Genomic DNA, 16,299 nt, shown 5'->3' on the forward strand with positions numbered 1-16,299 from the left:
GAACGAGTTCAGCGGGCGCCCCTGAACGAAGTCCATGACGAGGAACCGGTGGTCGCCGAGCGTGAACCAGTCCCGCACCTCGGGCACCACCCCCGCGCATGCGCTGCATCACCGGCTCGTACAGCGACCGGCTCGCACCGCCCGAGGCGCGCGCGATGATGACGCGCAGGCCGATGTCACGGGCGAACGGCAGGTACTCCAGGAGCGGCGCCAGCGGGTTCCCGCCCGTCGCCACCAGGTCGTAGTCGTCGACGATGACGAACGCGTCCGGGCTGCTGTACCAGCTGCGGTTGCGCAGCTGCTCCGGCGTGACGTCCGGGCCCGGCATACGACGGTTCATCGAACCCGCCAGACCCTCCAGTGTCTCCGTCAGAGCCGGCGCCGACGCGCAGTAGCGCGACAGGTGGGACTCCGGCACGCCCTCCAGGTGGGCGCGGCGGTAGTCACCCATGACGATCTTCGCCTGGTCCGGCGTGTACCGCTCGGTGATCTGCTTGACGAGCAGCCGCAGCAGCGCGGACTTACCGGACTCGCTCTCACCGAACACGATGAAGAGGGGGTCGGTCTCGAAGTCCACGAAGACCGGCGACAGCGAGGACTCGTCGATGCCGACGGCGACACCGCGGTCCGGGTGCTCGAAGCCCTTGGGCAGCCGGTCCGACGGCAGCATCGTGGGCAGCAGGCGCACGGCCGGAGCGTGGTTGCCCTGCCAGTTGTCGTTGATGCCGCGGATGAGGATCGACGTCGCCTCGGACAGGTCGTCCGTCTCCGAGGACCCGTCGACGCGGGGCAGCGCCGCCATGAAGTGCAGCTTGTCCTGGGTCAGACCACGGCCCGGCACGGTCGCGGGGACGTTCTGCGCGACCTTGCGGTCGATCTCCGACTCCGTCGGGTCACCGAGCCGGAGCTCGATGCGGTTCTGCAGCATGTCCTTGAGCGCGGGCCGCACCTCGGTGTAGCGGCTCGCGGTCAGGATCACGTGCACACCGAAGCCGAGGCCACGCGTGGCGATCTCGGTGACCGTGGCCTCGAGCATCTCGTAGTCGGTCTTGAAGGTGGCCCAGCCGTCGATGACCAGGAAGACGTCACCCCAGGGCTGGTCCGGCAACTGGCCCGCGTTCCGGCGCTGACGGTAGGTCTGGATCGAGTCGACGTTGTTCGCGCGGAAGTACTCCTCGCGCGCGTTGAGGATCCCCTCGACCTCGCTGACCGTACGGCGCACCTTCTCGGCGTCGAGACGGTTGGCGACCCCGCCGACGTGCGCCAGCTCCTCCATCGCGATCAGGCTGCCGCCACCGAAGTCCAGGCAGTAGAACTGCACTTCGGACGGCGTGTGCGTGAGGGCGAACGACGAGATGAGCGAGCGCAGCAGCGTCGACTTGCCGGACTGCGGACCACCCACGAACAGACCGTGACCGGCGCCGCCGGCGAAGTCCCGGTACAGCACGTCACGCCGCTGCTCGAACGGCTTGTCCACCAGGCCGACCGGCACGTTGAGCCGGCCGAGCGCCGTGTAGTCGGGCGCGGTGAGGCCGCGCTCCGGGGTGACGGCGAGCTGGGGGAGGAGCTGCTCCAGCGAGGGCGCCTCGTCCAGCGGGGGCAGCCACACCTGGTGGGCGGGCGGACCCTGGTTGACCATCCGGCTGACGAGGACGTCCAGGACGGTGTCGGCGAGCGCGTCGTCCACCCTGTTGTCGGGCTCCGGCTCCTCGACCACCGGCTGCGGGGGCAGCGCCACCTGCTCCGCCGTGAACAGCGCGGGCCGCAGCTGCGTCGAGCGGCTCACCCGGGACGGGCCCTCGCCGTGGTACGGCCCCGACACGTACGCCGCCTTGAAGCGGACCATGGTGTCGGTGTCGTAGCGCAGATAGCCGGAACCGGGGATCGACGGCAGGTGGTAGGCGTCCGGCACACCGATCGCCGTGCGGGACTCGGCCGCGGAGAACGTCCGCAGACCGATCCGGTACGACAGATAGGTGTCCAGGCCGCGCAGCTTGCCCTCCTCCAGGCGCTGCGAGGCCAGCAGCAGATGGATGCCCAGTGAACGGCCGATACGGCCGATCTGGATGAACATGTCGATGAAGTCCGGCTTGGCCGTGAGGAGTTCGGAGAACTCGTCGAGCACGATCACCAGCGAGGCCAGCGGCTCCAGCGCCGCGCCCGCCGCCCGGGCCTTCTCGTAGTCGTGCAGGTTGGCGTAGTTGCCGGCCGAGCGCAGCAGCTCCTGACGGCGCTGGGTCTCACCCATGATCGAGTCGCGCATACGGTCGACGAGGGTGAGGTCGTCCGCGAGGTTGGTGATCACGGCCGCGGTGTGCGGCATGTCCGCCATGCCCGCGAAGGTCGCACCACCCTTGAAGTCCGCGAGGATGAAGTTCAGCGTCTCCGAGGAGTGCGTCACCGCGAGACCGAGCACCAGCGTACGCAGCACCTCGGACTTGCCGGAACCGGTCGCGCCGACGCACAGACCGTGCGGGCCCATGCCCTCCTGCGAGGCCTCCTTGAGGTCGAGCATGACCGGCTCGCCGTTCTCGCCGACACCGATCGGCACCCGCAGCCGCTCGTGCAGCGTGCGCGGACGCCAGGTGCGGGAGACGTCGACCGTGCCCGCGTCACCGATGCCCATGAGGTCCGTGAAGTCCAGGTTGGACAGGAGGGGTTCGCCCTCCTCCGCGGAGCCGACCCGGAAGGGGGCGAGCTGCCGCGCCAGGGACTCGGCCTGTGCCGCGTTGAGGATGTCCGGCTTTCCGCTGTACGCGGACTCGTGGCCGACGAACAGCCGCATCCGGTCCGGCTTCGCGTAGATCGTCAGACCCGCGCGCAGCTCCTCCTCCAGTTCGCCGGGGGCGACCTCCAGGAAGGTGACGCCCTGCAGGCCCTCGGCGCCGGCGAGTTCGGAGTCCGGCGGCACGGTGCCGCCGTCCAGCACCACGATCAGGTGCGGCTGGTCGTAGACGGGGTTCGCCTCACGGTTCCAGCGGGGCCGGTCGTCCAGCTGGTCCGCCAGCGCCTCCTCCAGCTCGCCGAGGTCGTCGAAGAGGAGCCGGGCCGAGCCCGCCCCGTCCTTGGCCTTCGGGTGCTGGCTGTGCGGCAGCCACTTGATCCAGTCCCAGTCCGCCGCGGCGGAGGGGTGCGCCACCACGGCGATCATCAGGTCCTCGGGCGAGTGCAGCGTGGCCAGCTGGGCCAGGGCCGCACGGGCGTTGCCGTAGACCGTGTCGGTCTCTCCGCACACCGTCACGTGGTAGAAGGCGCGCAGCGAGACGGCGACGGGCAGGTCGGCCAGACTGCCGTGCGCGTCGAGGAACGCCTTCATGGCCGCCGCGGTCAACGGCTCCAGCTCGTCCTTCGGGGCCGTCTCCGGGGCGACCAGCGGGGTGTTGAGCTGCTGCACGCCGCGGCCGATCCGTACGGACGCGAAGTCCGCGTCGGTCGGGCGCCGCTCCCACAGCCGCTTGCTGTCGGCCGCCACCGCCCACAGCTGCTCCGGGTCGGGGTGCTGGAACAGCTGGCTCTGCCGCTGCAGTTCCGCGGTCTTGTGCACGTCCTTGCGGACCTGCTCCAGGTAGCGGAAGTAGTCACGCCGGTCCTGGGCCATCCCCGCCCCGCCGCCCTGTTGCCGGGACCTGGCGAACTGGGCGATGGCCATCGCCACGGTCGAGGCGAGCATCAGCCCGCCGACCACCCTCATGTAAGGGGGCAGATTGGGCATGAAGAAGAAGCCGACGGAACCCAGCATGCCCATCATGGGCAGCAGGTTCATCAGCATGCCCTCGTCGCCCTCGCGCGGGATCTCGGGCGGCGTCTCGAGTTTGACCTCGCCGTCCGGGACGGCCGGTGGCACGATCCGCGGTGGCCGCTTGATGATGACGACGCTCACCGATGCACTCATCCTTAGCGATTGATACGTCCTGGCACCGACGCCCCCGTGTACCGCGACGTGTTCTCGTTCGCGTAGGCGTCGTTCGCGTAGGCGTCGATCCTACTGATGCCTCCGGTGCCCGAGGGAGGGAGGCGCATGGAGATGCGGCGCAGGTCCTGGGAGGAATGGGGGAGGTAGGTCCTGAGCCGGGTGCGGCAACGGATATGGTGGCGCTCCGCGTCGTACGAGCGGCGCGAGGAAGCCTTGTCTAGCAGGGGGAACACCAGGTGAGCACGGGGACTTCGACAGGTTTCTGCCGAATCACCATCGCAGCACCGGACAGCCGTGTCGACGTCGCGCTGCCCGAGGACTTGCCGATCCAGGACCTCTTTCCCGAGATCGTGAGGCTCTCGGGCCTGGTCCAGTCGGACACCAGCCCCTCGGGCTACCACCTCGTGACCCGCGAGGGCCAGGTGCTGGACGCGAGCCGTTCGTTGCTCGAGCACCGGGTCCGGGACGGCGAGGTGCTGCTGCTGCGCACCTTCGCCGATTCGCTGCCGCCGGCCGTGCACGACGACGTCGTGGACGCGATCGCCGCCGCGGTCAAGCAGGACCTGCGCAGCTGGAACGACAACCTGATGCGGCTCGCCGGTCTCGTCGCGGGATCGCTGCTGCTGATCATGCTCGGGTTCGTCTTCTGGTTCGCGGACCCGGTCCGGCACGACATGCACGGCCTCCAGGGCATCCTCGCCGGTGTCACCGCGGTGGCCCTCACGGCACTCGCCGGCGTACGGGCCCGGGTCTACGACGACCGCGGCTCCGCCGTCGCGCTCGGCATCTCGGCGCTGCCGCACGCGCTCATCGCGGGCTCCGGCGCCATCCCCCAGGACGCGGGTGAAGGCCCCGGCAGGATCCAGTTCCTCGTCGGCTGTGTCGCCGTACTCCTCCTGTCCATCGTGCTGATCATGCTGCTGCCGCAGGGGGACGCCCCGTTCGTGGCCGCCGCGCTGGCCGCCGCGCTGGGCACGCTCGCCGTGTTCTGCGGGGTGCTCACCGAGGCCGCGCCGCGGGAGATCGCCGCCGGTACCGCGGTCGTCGCCGTGGCGGTCGTCGGCTTCCTGCCCGGCTGGTCGGCCCGCTTCGCCAAGCTGCCGATCGGCTTCCGCAACCCCGAGGACCTCGCCCGGGCCCGTCGCGAGGGCAATGAGGGCGACCTCGAGGCCGTCGACGTCCAGCGCATCGTCGCCCAGACCAGCCGGGGTCACGAGCTGCTGCTCGGCCTGGTGGGCGGCTGTGCCGTCGTCATCATCGGCGCGGGCGGCGCGGTGCTCGGCTTCAGCGACAACGGCTGGGCCCAGCTGCTCGCCCTGTGCACCGGCCTCGCCGCGATGCTGCGGGCCCGTCTGTTCCGCTACACCGCCCAGGTCACGTGCCTGTTCGTCGCCGGTGTCGTCACGCTGGGCCTGCTGGTCCTCGGCCTCGCGATCTCGCCGCCCGCCGACATCGTGGTGGAGCTCCTCCAGGGCAACTCCGGGCCGGTCGACATCCGCACCCTGTGGCTCGGCGCCTCGGTCGGGGCCGGTGTGCTGCTGCTGATCGCGATCGCCCTGATCGTGCCGCAGAAGGGCCTCTCCCCCTTCTGGGGCCGCATGCTGGACCTCGCGGACTCCCTGGTGCTGCTGTCGCTGGTCCCGATCTGCCTCGCGGTCCTCGACGTCTACGCCGAGGTCCGCGGCGGCATCTGACCGGCACGACCGCCTGTCCGGAGCGCGCTCGCGGGCTGGTACGCTGTGTGACGGCCGTTTGTGTACGCGCCCCCGGTCCACCTGGGGGACGCGCCCAGCGGATCCCGCCTCCCGAGTCACGGAAGCTCCCCTGAGAAGCAGACCAGGGGCACTCGGTGGCAACCACAGATCATGAGGAGTACGCGTGTCGCTCGACGCCGCCACGAAGAAGCAGATCATCTCCGAGTTCGGCACCAAGGACGGTGACACCGGCTCCCCCGAGGTCCAGGTGGCTCTGCTGTCCCGTCGGATCTCCGACCTGACCGAGCACCTCAAGACCCACAAGCACGACCACCACTCCCGCCGTGGTCTGCTGATCCTGGTCGGTCAGCGCCGCCGCCTTCTCCAGTACCTGGCCAAGAAGGACATCCAGCGCTTCCGTACGCTGGTCGACCGCCTCGGCATCCGCCGCGGTGCGGCGGGCGCCAAGTAAGACGCCGTGAAGGGAGCGGTTCCCGTGACGATCGGGAGCCGCTCCCTTTGCCGTACGTACGGAGCCGTACGTACGGAAACGTGCGGAGTGTCACTCACGCTTTGTAGTGTGGTAGCACAACGCAATACGGACGACACAGCACGACAAGAAGAGGAGAAGCGCGCCTAGCCGCCGCCGGTCCTCGGTAGTGGCCCCCGGGGGGAAGCGAGCCCCGGGTGCTTCGATCGAAGACCGGCCCGCACCGCACGGAGCGCTTCTCCGCCACCGTCCCCCTGCCACACGGGCAGGCCGGGACGAAAGACGACAAGTAACGGAGAAAACGCTAGTGGAGAACGAGACCCACTACGCCGAGGCCGTCATCGACAACGGCTCCTTCGGCACCCGCACCATCCGCTTCGAGACGGGCCGCCTGGCCAAGCAGGCCGCCGGCTCCGCCGTGGCGTACCTGGACGACGACACGATGGTGCTGTCGGCCACCACCGCCTCCAAGAACCCCAAGGACCAGCTCGACTTCTTCCCCCTGACGGTGGACGTCGAGGAGCGGATGTACGCCGCCGGCAAGATCCCCGGCAGCTTCTTCCGCCGTGAGGGCCGCCCCTCCGAGGACGCCATCCTCACCTGCCGCCTCATCGACCGCCCGCTGCGCCCGTCCTTCAAGAAGGGCCTGCGCAACGAGATCCAGGTCGTCGCCACCATCATGGCGCTCAACCCCGACCACCTGTACGACGTCGTGGCGATCAACGCCGCGTCCGCGTCCACGCAGCTGGCGGGTCTGCCCTTCTCCGGCCCGATCGGCGGCGTCCGCGTCGCGCTGATCCGCGGCCAGTGGGTGGCGTTCCCGACGCACACCGAGCTCGAGGACGCCGTCTTCGACATGGTGGTCGCGGGCCGCACCCTGGAGGACGGCGACGTCGCGATCATGATGGTCGAGGCCGAGGCCACCGAGAAGACCATCCAGCTGGTCAAGGGCGGCGCCGAGGCTCCGACCGAGGAGGTCGTCGCCGCCGGTCTGGAGGCCGCGAAGCCCTTCATCAAGGTCCTGTGCAAGGCCCAGGCCGACCTCGCCGCGAAGGCCGCCAAGCCGACCGGCGAGTTCCCGATCTTCCTGGACTACCAGGACGACGTGCTGGAGGCCCTCACCGCCGCCGTCAAGCCGGAGCTCGCCTCCGCGCTGACCATCGCCGGCAAGCAGGAGCGCGAGGCCGAGCTGGACCGCGTCAAGGCGCTCGCCGCCGAGAAGCTCCTGCCGGAGTTCGAGGGTCGCGAGAAGGAGATCTCCGCCGCGTACCGCTCGCTCACCAAGCAGCTGGTCCGTGAGCGCGTGATCAAGGAGAAGAAGCGCATCGACGGCCGTGGCGTGACGGACATCCGTACGCTCGCCGCCGAGGTCGAGGCCATCCCGCGCGTGCACGGTTCCGCGGTGTTCGAGCGTGGCGAGACCCAGATCCTGGGCGTCACCACCCTCAACATGCTCCGCATGGAGCAGCAGCTGGACACCCTCTCCCCGGTGACCCGCAAGCGCTACATGCACAACTACAACTTCCCGCCGTACTCCACCGGCGAGACCGGCCGCGTCGGCTCCCCCAAGCGCCGCGAGATCGGCCACGGCGCCCTCGCCGAGCGCGCCCTGGTGCCGGTCCTGCCGACGCGCGAGGAGTTCCCCTACGCGATCCGCCAGGTCTCCGAGGCGCTGAGCTCCAACGGCTCGACGTCCATGGGCTCGGTCTGCGCCTCCACCATGTCGCTGCTGAACGCCGGTGTGCCGCTGAAGGCCCCCGTCGCCGGTATCGCCATGGGCCTGATCTCCCAGGAGATCGAGGGCGAGACGCACTACGTCACCCTCACCGACATCCTCGGTGCGGAGGACGCCTTCGGTGACATGGACTTCAAGGTCGCCGGCACGAAGGAGTTCGTGACCGCCCTCCAGCTCGACACCAAGCTGGACGGCATCCCGGCCTCCGTCCTGGCCGCCGCCCTGAAGCAGGCCCGTGACGCCCGCCTCCACATCCTCGACGTGATGATGGAAGCGATCGACACGCCGGACGAGATGTCCCCGAACGCGCCGCGGATCATCACCGTGAAGATCCCGGTCGACAAGATCGGCGAGGTCATCGGCCCCAAGGGCAAGATGATCAACCAGATCCAGGAGGACACCGGCGCCGAGATCACGATCGAGGACGACGGCACCATCTACATCGGCGCCGCCGACGGCCCGTCCGCCGAGGCCGCCCGCACCACGATCAACGGCATCGCCAACCCGACGATGCCCGAGGTCGGCGAGCGCTACCTGGGCACGGTCGTCAAGACGACGACGTTCGGCGCCTTCGTCTCCCTCCTGCCCGGCAAGGACGGTCTGCTGCACATCTCGCAGATCCGCAAGCTGGCCGGCGGCAAGCGCGTGGAGAACGTCGAGGACGTGCTCGGCGTGGGCCAGAAGGTCCAGGTCGAGATCGCCGAGATCGACTCCCGCGGCAAGCTCTCGCTCATCCCCGTGATCGAGGGCGAGGAAGGCTCCTCGGACGCTGCATCCGAGAGCGGCTCCGCCGCGGGGAAGGACGACGCCGACCAGTGACGTCGAGCAGCTTCAAGGCGACGGCCCGCCCCTCCTCGGAGGCGCGGGCCGTCGCCCGTACCCAAACCCTGATCAAGGGCACCAACGGCATCGGCACCGTCCGCAAGACCACCCTCCCCGGAGGTCTGCGTGTCGTCACCGAGACCCTGCCCTCCGTGCGCTCAGCCACCTTCGGCATCTGGGCGCACGTGGGCTCCCGTGACGAGACGCGCGCCCTGAACGGCGCCACGCACTACCTGGAGCACCTGCTCTTCAAGGGCACCACCCGCAGGTCCGCCCTGGACATCTCCTCCGCCCTCGACGCGGTCGGCGGCGAGATGAACGCGTTCACGGCGAAGGAGTACACGTGCTACTACGCGCGCGTGCTCGACACCGACCTCCCGCTCGCCATCGACGTCGTCTGCGACATGCTGACCGGCTCCCTGATCCTCGAAGAGGACGTCGACGTCGAGCGCGGCGCGATCCTCGAAGAGATCGCCATGACCGAGGACGACCCGGGCGACTGCGTGCACGACCTGTTCGCGCACACGATGTTCGGCGACAACCCCCTCGGCCGCCCGGTCCTCGGCACGGTCGACACGGTCAACGCCCTCACCGCCGACCGCATCCGGCGCTTCTACAAGAAGCACTACGACCCGACCCACCTCGTGGTCGCGTGCGCCGGCAACATCGACCACAACAAGGTCGTACGACAGGTCCGCGCCGCCTTCGAGAAGGCCGGCGCCCTCAAGGACCCGGCCGCCGAGCCCGTCGCCCCGCGCAGCGGCCGCCGCGCCCTGCGCACCGCCGGCCGCGTGGAGCTCATCGGCCGCAAGACCGAGCAGGCCCACGTCGTCCTCGGCATGCCCGGCCTGTCCCGCACGGACGAGCGCCGCTGGGCCCTCGGCGTTCTCAACACCGCGCTCGGCGGCGGCATGTCCTCCCGCCTCTTCCAGGAGGTCCGCGAGAAGCGCGGCCTGGCCTACAGCGTCTACTCGTACACTTCCGGCTTCGCCGACTGCGGCCTGTTCGGCGTGTACGCCGGCTGCCGGCCCTCGCAGGTCCACGACGTGCTGAAGATCTGCCGCGACGAACTGGACCACGTCGCCGAACACGGCCTGTCCGACGACGAGATCGACCGCGCCATCGGCCAGGTCCGCGGCTCCACGGTCCTCGGCCTGGAGGACACCGGCGCGCTGATGAACCGGATCGGCAAGAGCGAGCTGTGCTGGGGCGAGCAGATGTCCGTGGACGACATGCTGGCCCGGATAGGGGCGGTGACCCCGGACGACGTGCGCTCGGTCGCCCGCGAGATCCTGGGACAGCGGCCCTCGCTGTCGGTCATCGGCCCGCTGAAGGACAAGCAGGCGTCCCGGCTGCACGACGCCGTCGCCTGACAATCCCCTGCTGAAGGAAGCACAAGAGATGAGCAAGCTGCGCGTGGCGGTCCTCGGCGCCAAGGGCCGGATCGGCTCCGAGGCGGTGCGGGCGGTCGAGGCCGCCGAGGACATGGAGCTGGTGGCCGCCCTGAGCCGTGGCGACAAGCTGGAGACCCTGGCGGAGACCGGCGCCCAGGTGGCCGTCGAACTGACCACACCGGACTCGGTCATGGACAACCTCGACTACTGCGTGGGCCACGGCATCCACGCGGTCGTCGGCACCACCGGCTGGACCGACGAGCGCCTCGCCCGGCTGAAGGGCTGGCTGGCCGGGTCCCCCGGGACGGGCGTGCTCATCGCTCCGAACTTCTCCATCGGGGCCGTCCTGACGATGAGGTTCGCGCAGATCGCGGCGCCCTACTTCGAGTCGGTCGAGGTGGTCGAGCTGCACCACCCGAAGAAGGTCGACGCCCCGTCCGGCACCGCCACCCGCACCGCCCAGCTCATCGCCGAGGCACGCGCGAAGGCCGGCACGGCCCCCGCGCCGGACGCCACGGAGACCGCCCTGGACGGCGCGCGCGGCGCGAACGTCGACGGCGTCCCGGTCCACGCGGTCCGCCTGCGCGGCCTGCTGGCCCACCAGGAGGTCCTGCTCGGCGGCGAGGGCGAGACCCTCACCATCCGCCACGACTCCCTCCACCACAGCAGCTTCATGCCGGGCATCCTGCTCGGCGCGCGCCGCGTGGTGACCACTCCGGGCCTGACGTTCGGCCTGGAGCACTTCCTGGACCTCGGCTGACACGAGGCTCACAGATGCGCGCGAAGCTCTCCTACGCCATCACGGCCGCCGTCCTGGTCGTCTACTTCGTCCTGGTCGGCAGCCGTGGCGTGATGCTCATCCAGTCCGGCACCGTCCTCACCGTCACCTTCGGCGTGGCGGTGCTGATCCTGCCGGTGATCGGCCTGTGGTTCCTGTGGAAGAACACCCAGTTCGTCCGCAAGGCCAACGCCCTCGCCGCCGAACTCGACGCCGAGGGCGGTCTGCCCGTCGACGAGTTGAAGCGCACACCCAGCGGCCGTATCGACCGCGACTCGGCGGATGAGGTCTTCGCCCAGCGCAAGGCCGAGACGGAAGCGGCCCCCGACGACTGGCGCAGCTGGTTCCGCCTCGCCATCGCCTACCACGACGCCCGCGACACCCCGCGCGCTCGCAAGGCGATGCAACGGGCCATCGCCCTGCGCGAGGGCAAGACAGTCCAGGTCTGACCCCTGTGACGACACAGCGGCCGTAAGGCGACGCTCCAGTCGTACGGCTCAGTCGTACGGCGCCCTTCATCCGTACGCCGAAGGGGCCGGCCCGCACTCGCTGCGGGCCGGCCCCTTCCTGCGCTCGTCGGGTCGGGTGCTCGGCGGGATCAGCCGCGCGTGTTCTCCGCGGCCCACGCCTCGACCGCGTCCGCGGCCCGGTCGAACGCCTCGGTCCGCGCCAGGAAGTCCGCGTTGTGCGTCGTCATGAGCGCGGGCAACTCGTCCGCGGCCCGGTCCCGCCGTACGAGCATCAGTGCCTGCCCCTGCACCGTGCGCGGCAACCCCAGCCAGCGCACCGGCTGCTGCACCGTCCGCACGGCGACGATCTGTTCCCAGGGCACCGTACGCGTCACGAAGAAGCCGACCTGACGCAGCCCGTGCGGGCTCACCCACACGCCCATGCGCAGCAGCCGCAGGGCACCGGCGATGACCGCCAGCGCGATGCCGAAGACGACCCCGGCCCCGGTCACCGTGCCGGTCAGGCCGATGATGACCGCGGCGAACAGCACGTACGAGGCGAGCAGCAGGCACAGGGCCGCCACGCCCACGCGCCACGGCCCGGGACGGTAGGGGCGTCGCCAGCGCTCATGGTCCTCGAAGGGCAGCGCGACATCGTCGGCTGCTTCGAATGCGCGGTCGGCCGTCAGGAAGGGCAGGGGCACGGCTGGTCCTCACTCATCCACGCGTGGGCTGTGCCCGGTGAGGTTATCGACCTGTGTCCCCGCTCACCACTCCTGGGGGGCCGGTTGAGTCAACGTCCCTGGGAGGCCTGCGACTGCTGGCTCTGTGTCGCGGTGTCGGTGGACAGCGCAGGCGTGCCGACCACCAGTGAGCCCACGAGCCCGGCGACGATGGTGAGCCCCAGCAGCCAGCGCCCGGCTATCTGGCCGAGGGACGCCCGCTCAGGGGGTGGGGGAGTGACATTGCTGCGGAACCTGTCGGCTTCGGCGAGAAAGGCGAACGGAACGGGTTCGCGCCGACGGAACATGGGAGGTCCGGCTCCTCTCGGGGATCAAAAAAAATCGTTGTCATCAACACAGACGATCGAGTGCCCCAAAAGGTGCCCGCTTTCACCAACTTCACTCGGTCACGACAGCGATCGTCCCGTTTGGTGAGCCGTAGAGTGGCGTCGCCAAGTGATGTGATGGGAAGGACCCCCCGAATCGTGACCCCCGACGACGAACTCAAGATCGACATCCGCAGCGATGTCACCGTTGAACTGGTCAAGCACAGCGCGGCGGACTCCGACGTCCTGTTCGCGGCCCGCGTGTCGACCGTCGGAGAGCAGTCCCTGGACGAGCTGAACAAGGATCCGGAGCGCTCCAAGGGGCTGATCAACTTCCTCATGCGCGACCGGCACGGCAGCCCGTTCGAGCACAACTCGATGACGTTCCTCATCAGCGCACCGATCTTCGTGTTCCGCGAGTTCATGCGGCACCGCGTGGGCTGGTCGTACAACGAGGAGTCCGGCCGCTACCGGGAGCTCCAGCCCGTGTTCTACGTGCCGGACACCTCGCGCAAGCTCGTCCAGCAGGGCCGGCCGGGCAAGTACGTGTTCGTCGAGGGCACCCCGGAGCAGCACGCGTTCGTGCAGCACGGCATGGAGGAGTCGTACCGCCAGGCCTACCGGACCTACCAGGAGATGCTCGCGCAGGGCGTCGCCCGGGAGGTGGCCCGCTCGGTCCTCCCGGTCGGCCTGTTCTCCTCGATGTACGCCACCTGCAACGCCCGCTCGCTGATGCACTTCCTCGGCCTGCGCACCGAGCACGAGCTGGCCAAGGTCCCGTCCTTCCCGCAGCGCGAGATCGAGATGGTCGGCGAGAAGATGGAGGCGCAGTGGGCCAAGCTCATGCCGCTGACGCACGCCGCCTTCAATGCGAACGGCCGGGTGGCGCCGTAACGCGCTCGCGTTCTGAATCCGGACCCAGAGGCGTGCGTCAGCCTCATGAGGTGTCCGTATTGCGGCATTTAGAGAAGTTCATCTAGCCTGATCAAACGGACCCGGCACTGCTTGAACCCCCGAGCAGGCAGTGCCGGGCTCCTTCTTTGTCCTGACTTTTCCTGGCCCCCCTAGGGCAGACCCCGCCGTGCGCAACGAGTAGCGTGTAACCCATGGCTCCGACCTCCACTCCGCAGACCCCCTTCGGGCGGGTCCTCACCGCCATGGTCACGCCCTTCACGGCGGACGGCGCACTCGACCTCGACGGCGCGCAGCGGCTCGCCACGCACCTGGTGGACGCAGGCAACGACGGCCTGATCATCAACGGCACCACCGGCGAGTCCCCCACCACCAGCGACGCGGAGAAAGCGGACCTCGTACGAGCCGTCCTGGAGGCCGTCGGCGACCGTGCCCACGTCGTCGCCGGAGTCGGCACCAACGACACCCGCCACAGCCTCGAGCTCGCCCGCACGGCGGAGCGGGTGGGCGCACACGGCCTCCTGGTCGTCACGCCGTACTACAACAAGCCCCCGCAGGAGGGCCTGTACCGGCACTTCAAGGCCATCGCCGACGCCACCGAGCTGCCGGTGATGCTCTACGACATCCCCGGCCGAAGCGGCGTCCCGATCAACACCGAGACGATCGTCCGCCTTGCCGAGCACCCACGCATCGTCGCCAACAAGGACGCCAAGGGCGACCTCGGCCGCGCCAGCTGGGCCATCGCCCGCTCCGGCCTCGCCTGGTACTCCGGCGACGACATGCTGAACCTGCCACTGCTGTCCGTCGGCGCGGTCGGTTTCGTCTCGGTCGTCGGCCACCTGGTCACTCCGGACCTGCGCGCGCTCGTCGACGCGTACGTCTCCGGTGACGTCCAGAAGGCCACGGAGATCCACCAGAAGCTCCTCCCGGTCTACACCGGCATGTTCCGCACCCAGGGCGTCATGACCACCAAGGCCGCGCTCGCCCTCCAGGGCCTGCCCGCCGGACCGCTGCGCGCGCCCATGGCCGAGTGCTCACCCGAGGAGATCGAGCAGCTCAAGATCGATCTTGCCGCGGGCGGGGTACAGCTCTAGCACCAGACTTCGCGCGCCCCGGGCGCGCAACGAACTCCACAACTGAATAAGCAGGCCACCGGTGCCCGCACCCCACAACGACAACTGCTTCTGCACGAACGTCACGCGCGCCACGTGCCCGACCGGTACGTGGCGCGTGTGGTGAGGAGAGTCTTTTGAGTCATCCGCATCCCGAACTCAGCCCGCCTCCGCCGCTCCCCAAGGGTGGCCTGCGGGTCACCCCGCTCGGCGGCCTCGGCGAAATCGGCCGCAACATGACGGTCTTCGAGTACGACGGCCGCCTGCTGATCGTCGACTGCGGAGTGCTCTTCCCCGAGGAGGAGCAGCCCGGAATCGACCTGATCCTGCCGGACTTCTCGTCCATCAGAGACCGCCTCGACGACATCGAGGGCATCGTCCTCACCCACGGCCACGAGGACCACATCGGCGGCGTCCCCTTCCTCCTGCGCGAGAAGCCGGACATCCCGCTGATCGGCTCCAAGCTGACCCTCGCCCTCATCGAGGCCAAGCTCCAGGAGCACCGCATTCGCCCGTACACCCTCGAGGTGGCGGAGGGGAACCGTGAACGCATCGGCCCCTTCGACTGCGAGTTCGTCGCCGTCAACCACTCCATCCCGGACGCCCTGGCCGTGGCGATCCGCACGCCCGCCGGCATGGTGGTCCACACCGGCGACTTCAAGATGGACCAGCTCCCGCTGGACAACCGTCTGACCGACCTGCACGCGTTCGCACGGCTGAGCGAGGAGGGCATCGACCTCCTCCTCTCCGACTCCACGAACGCGGAGGTCCCTGGCTTCACCCCGCACGAGCGCGACATCTCCAACGTCCTGCGCCAGGTCTTCGCGGGCGCCCGCAAGCGCGTCATCGTGGCGAGTTTCGCCAGCCACGTCCACCGCATCCAGCAGATCCTTGACGCCGCCCACGAGTACGGCCGCCGGGTCGCCTTCGTCGGCCGCTCGATGGTCCGCAACATGGGCATCGCCCGGGACCTGGGCTATCTGAAGGTCCCCCCGGGCCTGGTGGTGGACGTCAAGACCCTGGACGACCTCCCGGACAGCGAGGTGGTCCTGGTCTGCACGGGCTCCCAGGGCGAACCGATGGCGGCTCTGTCCCGCATGGCCAACCGGGACCACCAGATCCGCATCGTCCAGGGCGACACGGTGATCCTCGCGTCCTCGCTGATCCCCGGAAACGAGAACGCGGTGTACCGCGTCATCAACGGTCTGACCCGCTGGGGCGCGAACGTCGTCCACAAGGGCAACGCCAAGGTCCACGTCTCCGGCCACGCATCCGCGGGCGAGCTCCTGTACTTCTACAACATCTGCCGCCCGAAGAACCTGATGCCGGTCCACGGCGAATGGCGCCACCTGCGCGCCAACGCCGAACTGGGCGCCCTGACCGGTGTCCCGCACGACCGCATCGTCATCGCCGAGGACGGAGTCGCCGTCGATCTCGTCGAGGGCAGGGCGAAGATCTCCGGCAAGGTCCAGGCGGGATACGTGTACGTCGACGGCCTCTCGGTCGGCGACGTGGGTGAACCGGCGCTCAAGGACCGCAAGATCCTGGGCGACGAGGGCATCATCTCGGTCTTCGTGGTGGTGGACTCCTCCACCGGCAAGATCACGGGCGGCCCGCACATCCAGGCCCGCGGCTCCGGCATCGAGGACTCCGCCTTCGGGGATGTCGTCCCGAGAATCACGGAGGTGCTGGAGCGTTCGGCCCAGGACGGTGTGGTCGAACCCCACCAGCTCCAGCAGCTGGTGCGCCGGACCCTGGGCAAGTGGGTCTCGGACACGTACCGACGCCGGCCGATGATCCTGCCTGTGGTCGTGGAGGTCTGACGGCCCGTCGGACCTCAAGCCGCGTGAACCAGGATCCTGCGCACCGCCGCCCAGTACGAGAAGGGGCTCGACAACGCCCTGCCCGGCGGCGAGAACACCGTCAAGGTGCTCACCGCGCACAAGTCCAAG

At 69.5% G+C, this 16,299-nt stretch carries 12 protein-coding genes; 9 read left to right on the forward strand and 3 right to left on the reverse strand.

Annotated elements, in window-relative coordinates:
- A partial coding sequence (gene eccCa / locus ABZ078_RS42215) for a type VII secretion protein EccCa (protein WP_356583844.1) occupies positions 1-3,880 on the reverse strand: 3,880 nt, incomplete at its 3' end.
- Between the two features lie 269 nt (positions 3,881-4,149).
- Here eccCa and eccD point away from each other — a divergent pair.
- The 6 genes from eccD (at position 4,150) to ABZ078_RS42245 (ending at position 11,275) form a co-directional block, all read left to right on the forward strand.
- Positions 4,150-5,607: a type VII secretion integral membrane protein EccD gene (gene eccD, locus ABZ078_RS42220; protein WP_356583845.1), complete on the forward strand. Its 1,458-nt coding sequence runs from the start codon at positions 4,150-4,152 to the stop codon at positions 5,605-5,607.
- A gap of 184 nt (positions 5,608-5,791) precedes the next feature.
- Positions 5,792-6,079: a 30S ribosomal protein S15 gene (rpsO, locus tag ABZ078_RS42225; RefSeq protein WP_356583846.1), complete on the forward strand. Its 288-nt coding sequence runs from the start codon at positions 5,792-5,794 to the stop codon at positions 6,077-6,079.
- 325 nt (positions 6,080-6,404) lie between these two features.
- Entirely contained in the window at positions 6,405-8,651 is a 2,247-nt protein-coding gene (locus ABZ078_RS42230) for a polyribonucleotide nucleotidyltransferase (RefSeq protein WP_356583847.1), read from the forward strand.
- Positions 8,648-10,027 (forward strand): pitrilysin family protein, encoded by a 1,380-nt coding sequence (locus tag ABZ078_RS42235; protein WP_356583848.1) that lies wholly within the window; start codon positions 8,648-8,650, stop codon positions 10,025-10,027. The genes ABZ078_RS42230 and ABZ078_RS42235 overlap by 4 nt, the downstream gene beginning before the upstream one ends.
- Before the next feature lie 28 nt (positions 10,028-10,055).
- Positions 10,056-10,808, forward strand: a complete 753-nt coding sequence (gene dapB / locus ABZ078_RS42240; RefSeq protein WP_356583849.1) for a 4-hydroxy-tetrahydrodipicolinate reductase — start codon at positions 10,056-10,058, stop codon at positions 10,806-10,808.
- A gap of 14 nt (positions 10,809-10,822) precedes the next feature.
- Complete coding sequence (locus ABZ078_RS42245; RefSeq protein WP_356583850.1) at positions 10,823-11,275, forward strand: hypothetical protein; 453 nt, start codon at positions 10,823-10,825, stop codon at positions 11,273-11,275.
- A 149-nt stretch (positions 11,276-11,424) separates the two neighbouring features.
- Here ABZ078_RS42245 and ABZ078_RS42250 read toward each other — a convergent pair whose 3' ends face one another.
- Complete coding sequence (locus tag ABZ078_RS42250) at positions 11,425-11,979, reverse strand: PH domain-containing protein (RefSeq protein WP_356583851.1); 555 nt, start codon at positions 11,977-11,979, stop codon at positions 11,425-11,427.
- An 89-nt stretch (positions 11,980-12,068) separates the two neighbouring features.
- A complete protein-coding gene (locus ABZ078_RS42255; RefSeq protein WP_356583852.1) occupies positions 12,069-12,305 on the reverse strand; it encodes a hypothetical protein in 237 nt (78 codons plus the stop codon).
- A 156-nt stretch (positions 12,306-12,461) separates the two neighbouring features.
- Between ABZ078_RS42255 and thyX the strand changes: the two genes are divergently transcribed.
- The 3 genes from thyX (at position 12,462) to ABZ078_RS42270 (ending at position 16,170) form a co-directional block, all read left to right on the forward strand.
- Positions 12,462-13,217: an FAD-dependent thymidylate synthase gene (thyX, locus tag ABZ078_RS42260; RefSeq protein WP_356583853.1), complete on the forward strand. Its 756-nt coding sequence runs from the start codon at positions 12,462-12,464 to the stop codon at positions 13,215-13,217.
- A gap of 212 nt (positions 13,218-13,429) precedes the next feature.
- Entirely contained in the window at positions 13,430-14,329 is a 900-nt protein-coding gene (dapA, locus tag ABZ078_RS42265; RefSeq protein WP_356583854.1) for a 4-hydroxy-tetrahydrodipicolinate synthase, read from the forward strand.
- Between the two features lie 155 nt (positions 14,330-14,484).
- Positions 14,485-16,170 (forward strand): ribonuclease J, encoded by a 1,686-nt coding sequence (locus ABZ078_RS42270; protein WP_356583855.1) that lies wholly within the window; start codon positions 14,485-14,487, stop codon positions 16,168-16,170.
- Positions 16,171-16,299 lie beyond the last annotated feature (129 nt).

It is taken from the genome of Streptomyces sp. NPDC006385, assembly GCF_040612485.1.
In the GTDB taxonomy this organism is placed as follows: Bacteria; Actinomycetota; Actinomycetes; order Streptomycetales; family Streptomycetaceae; genus Streptomyces.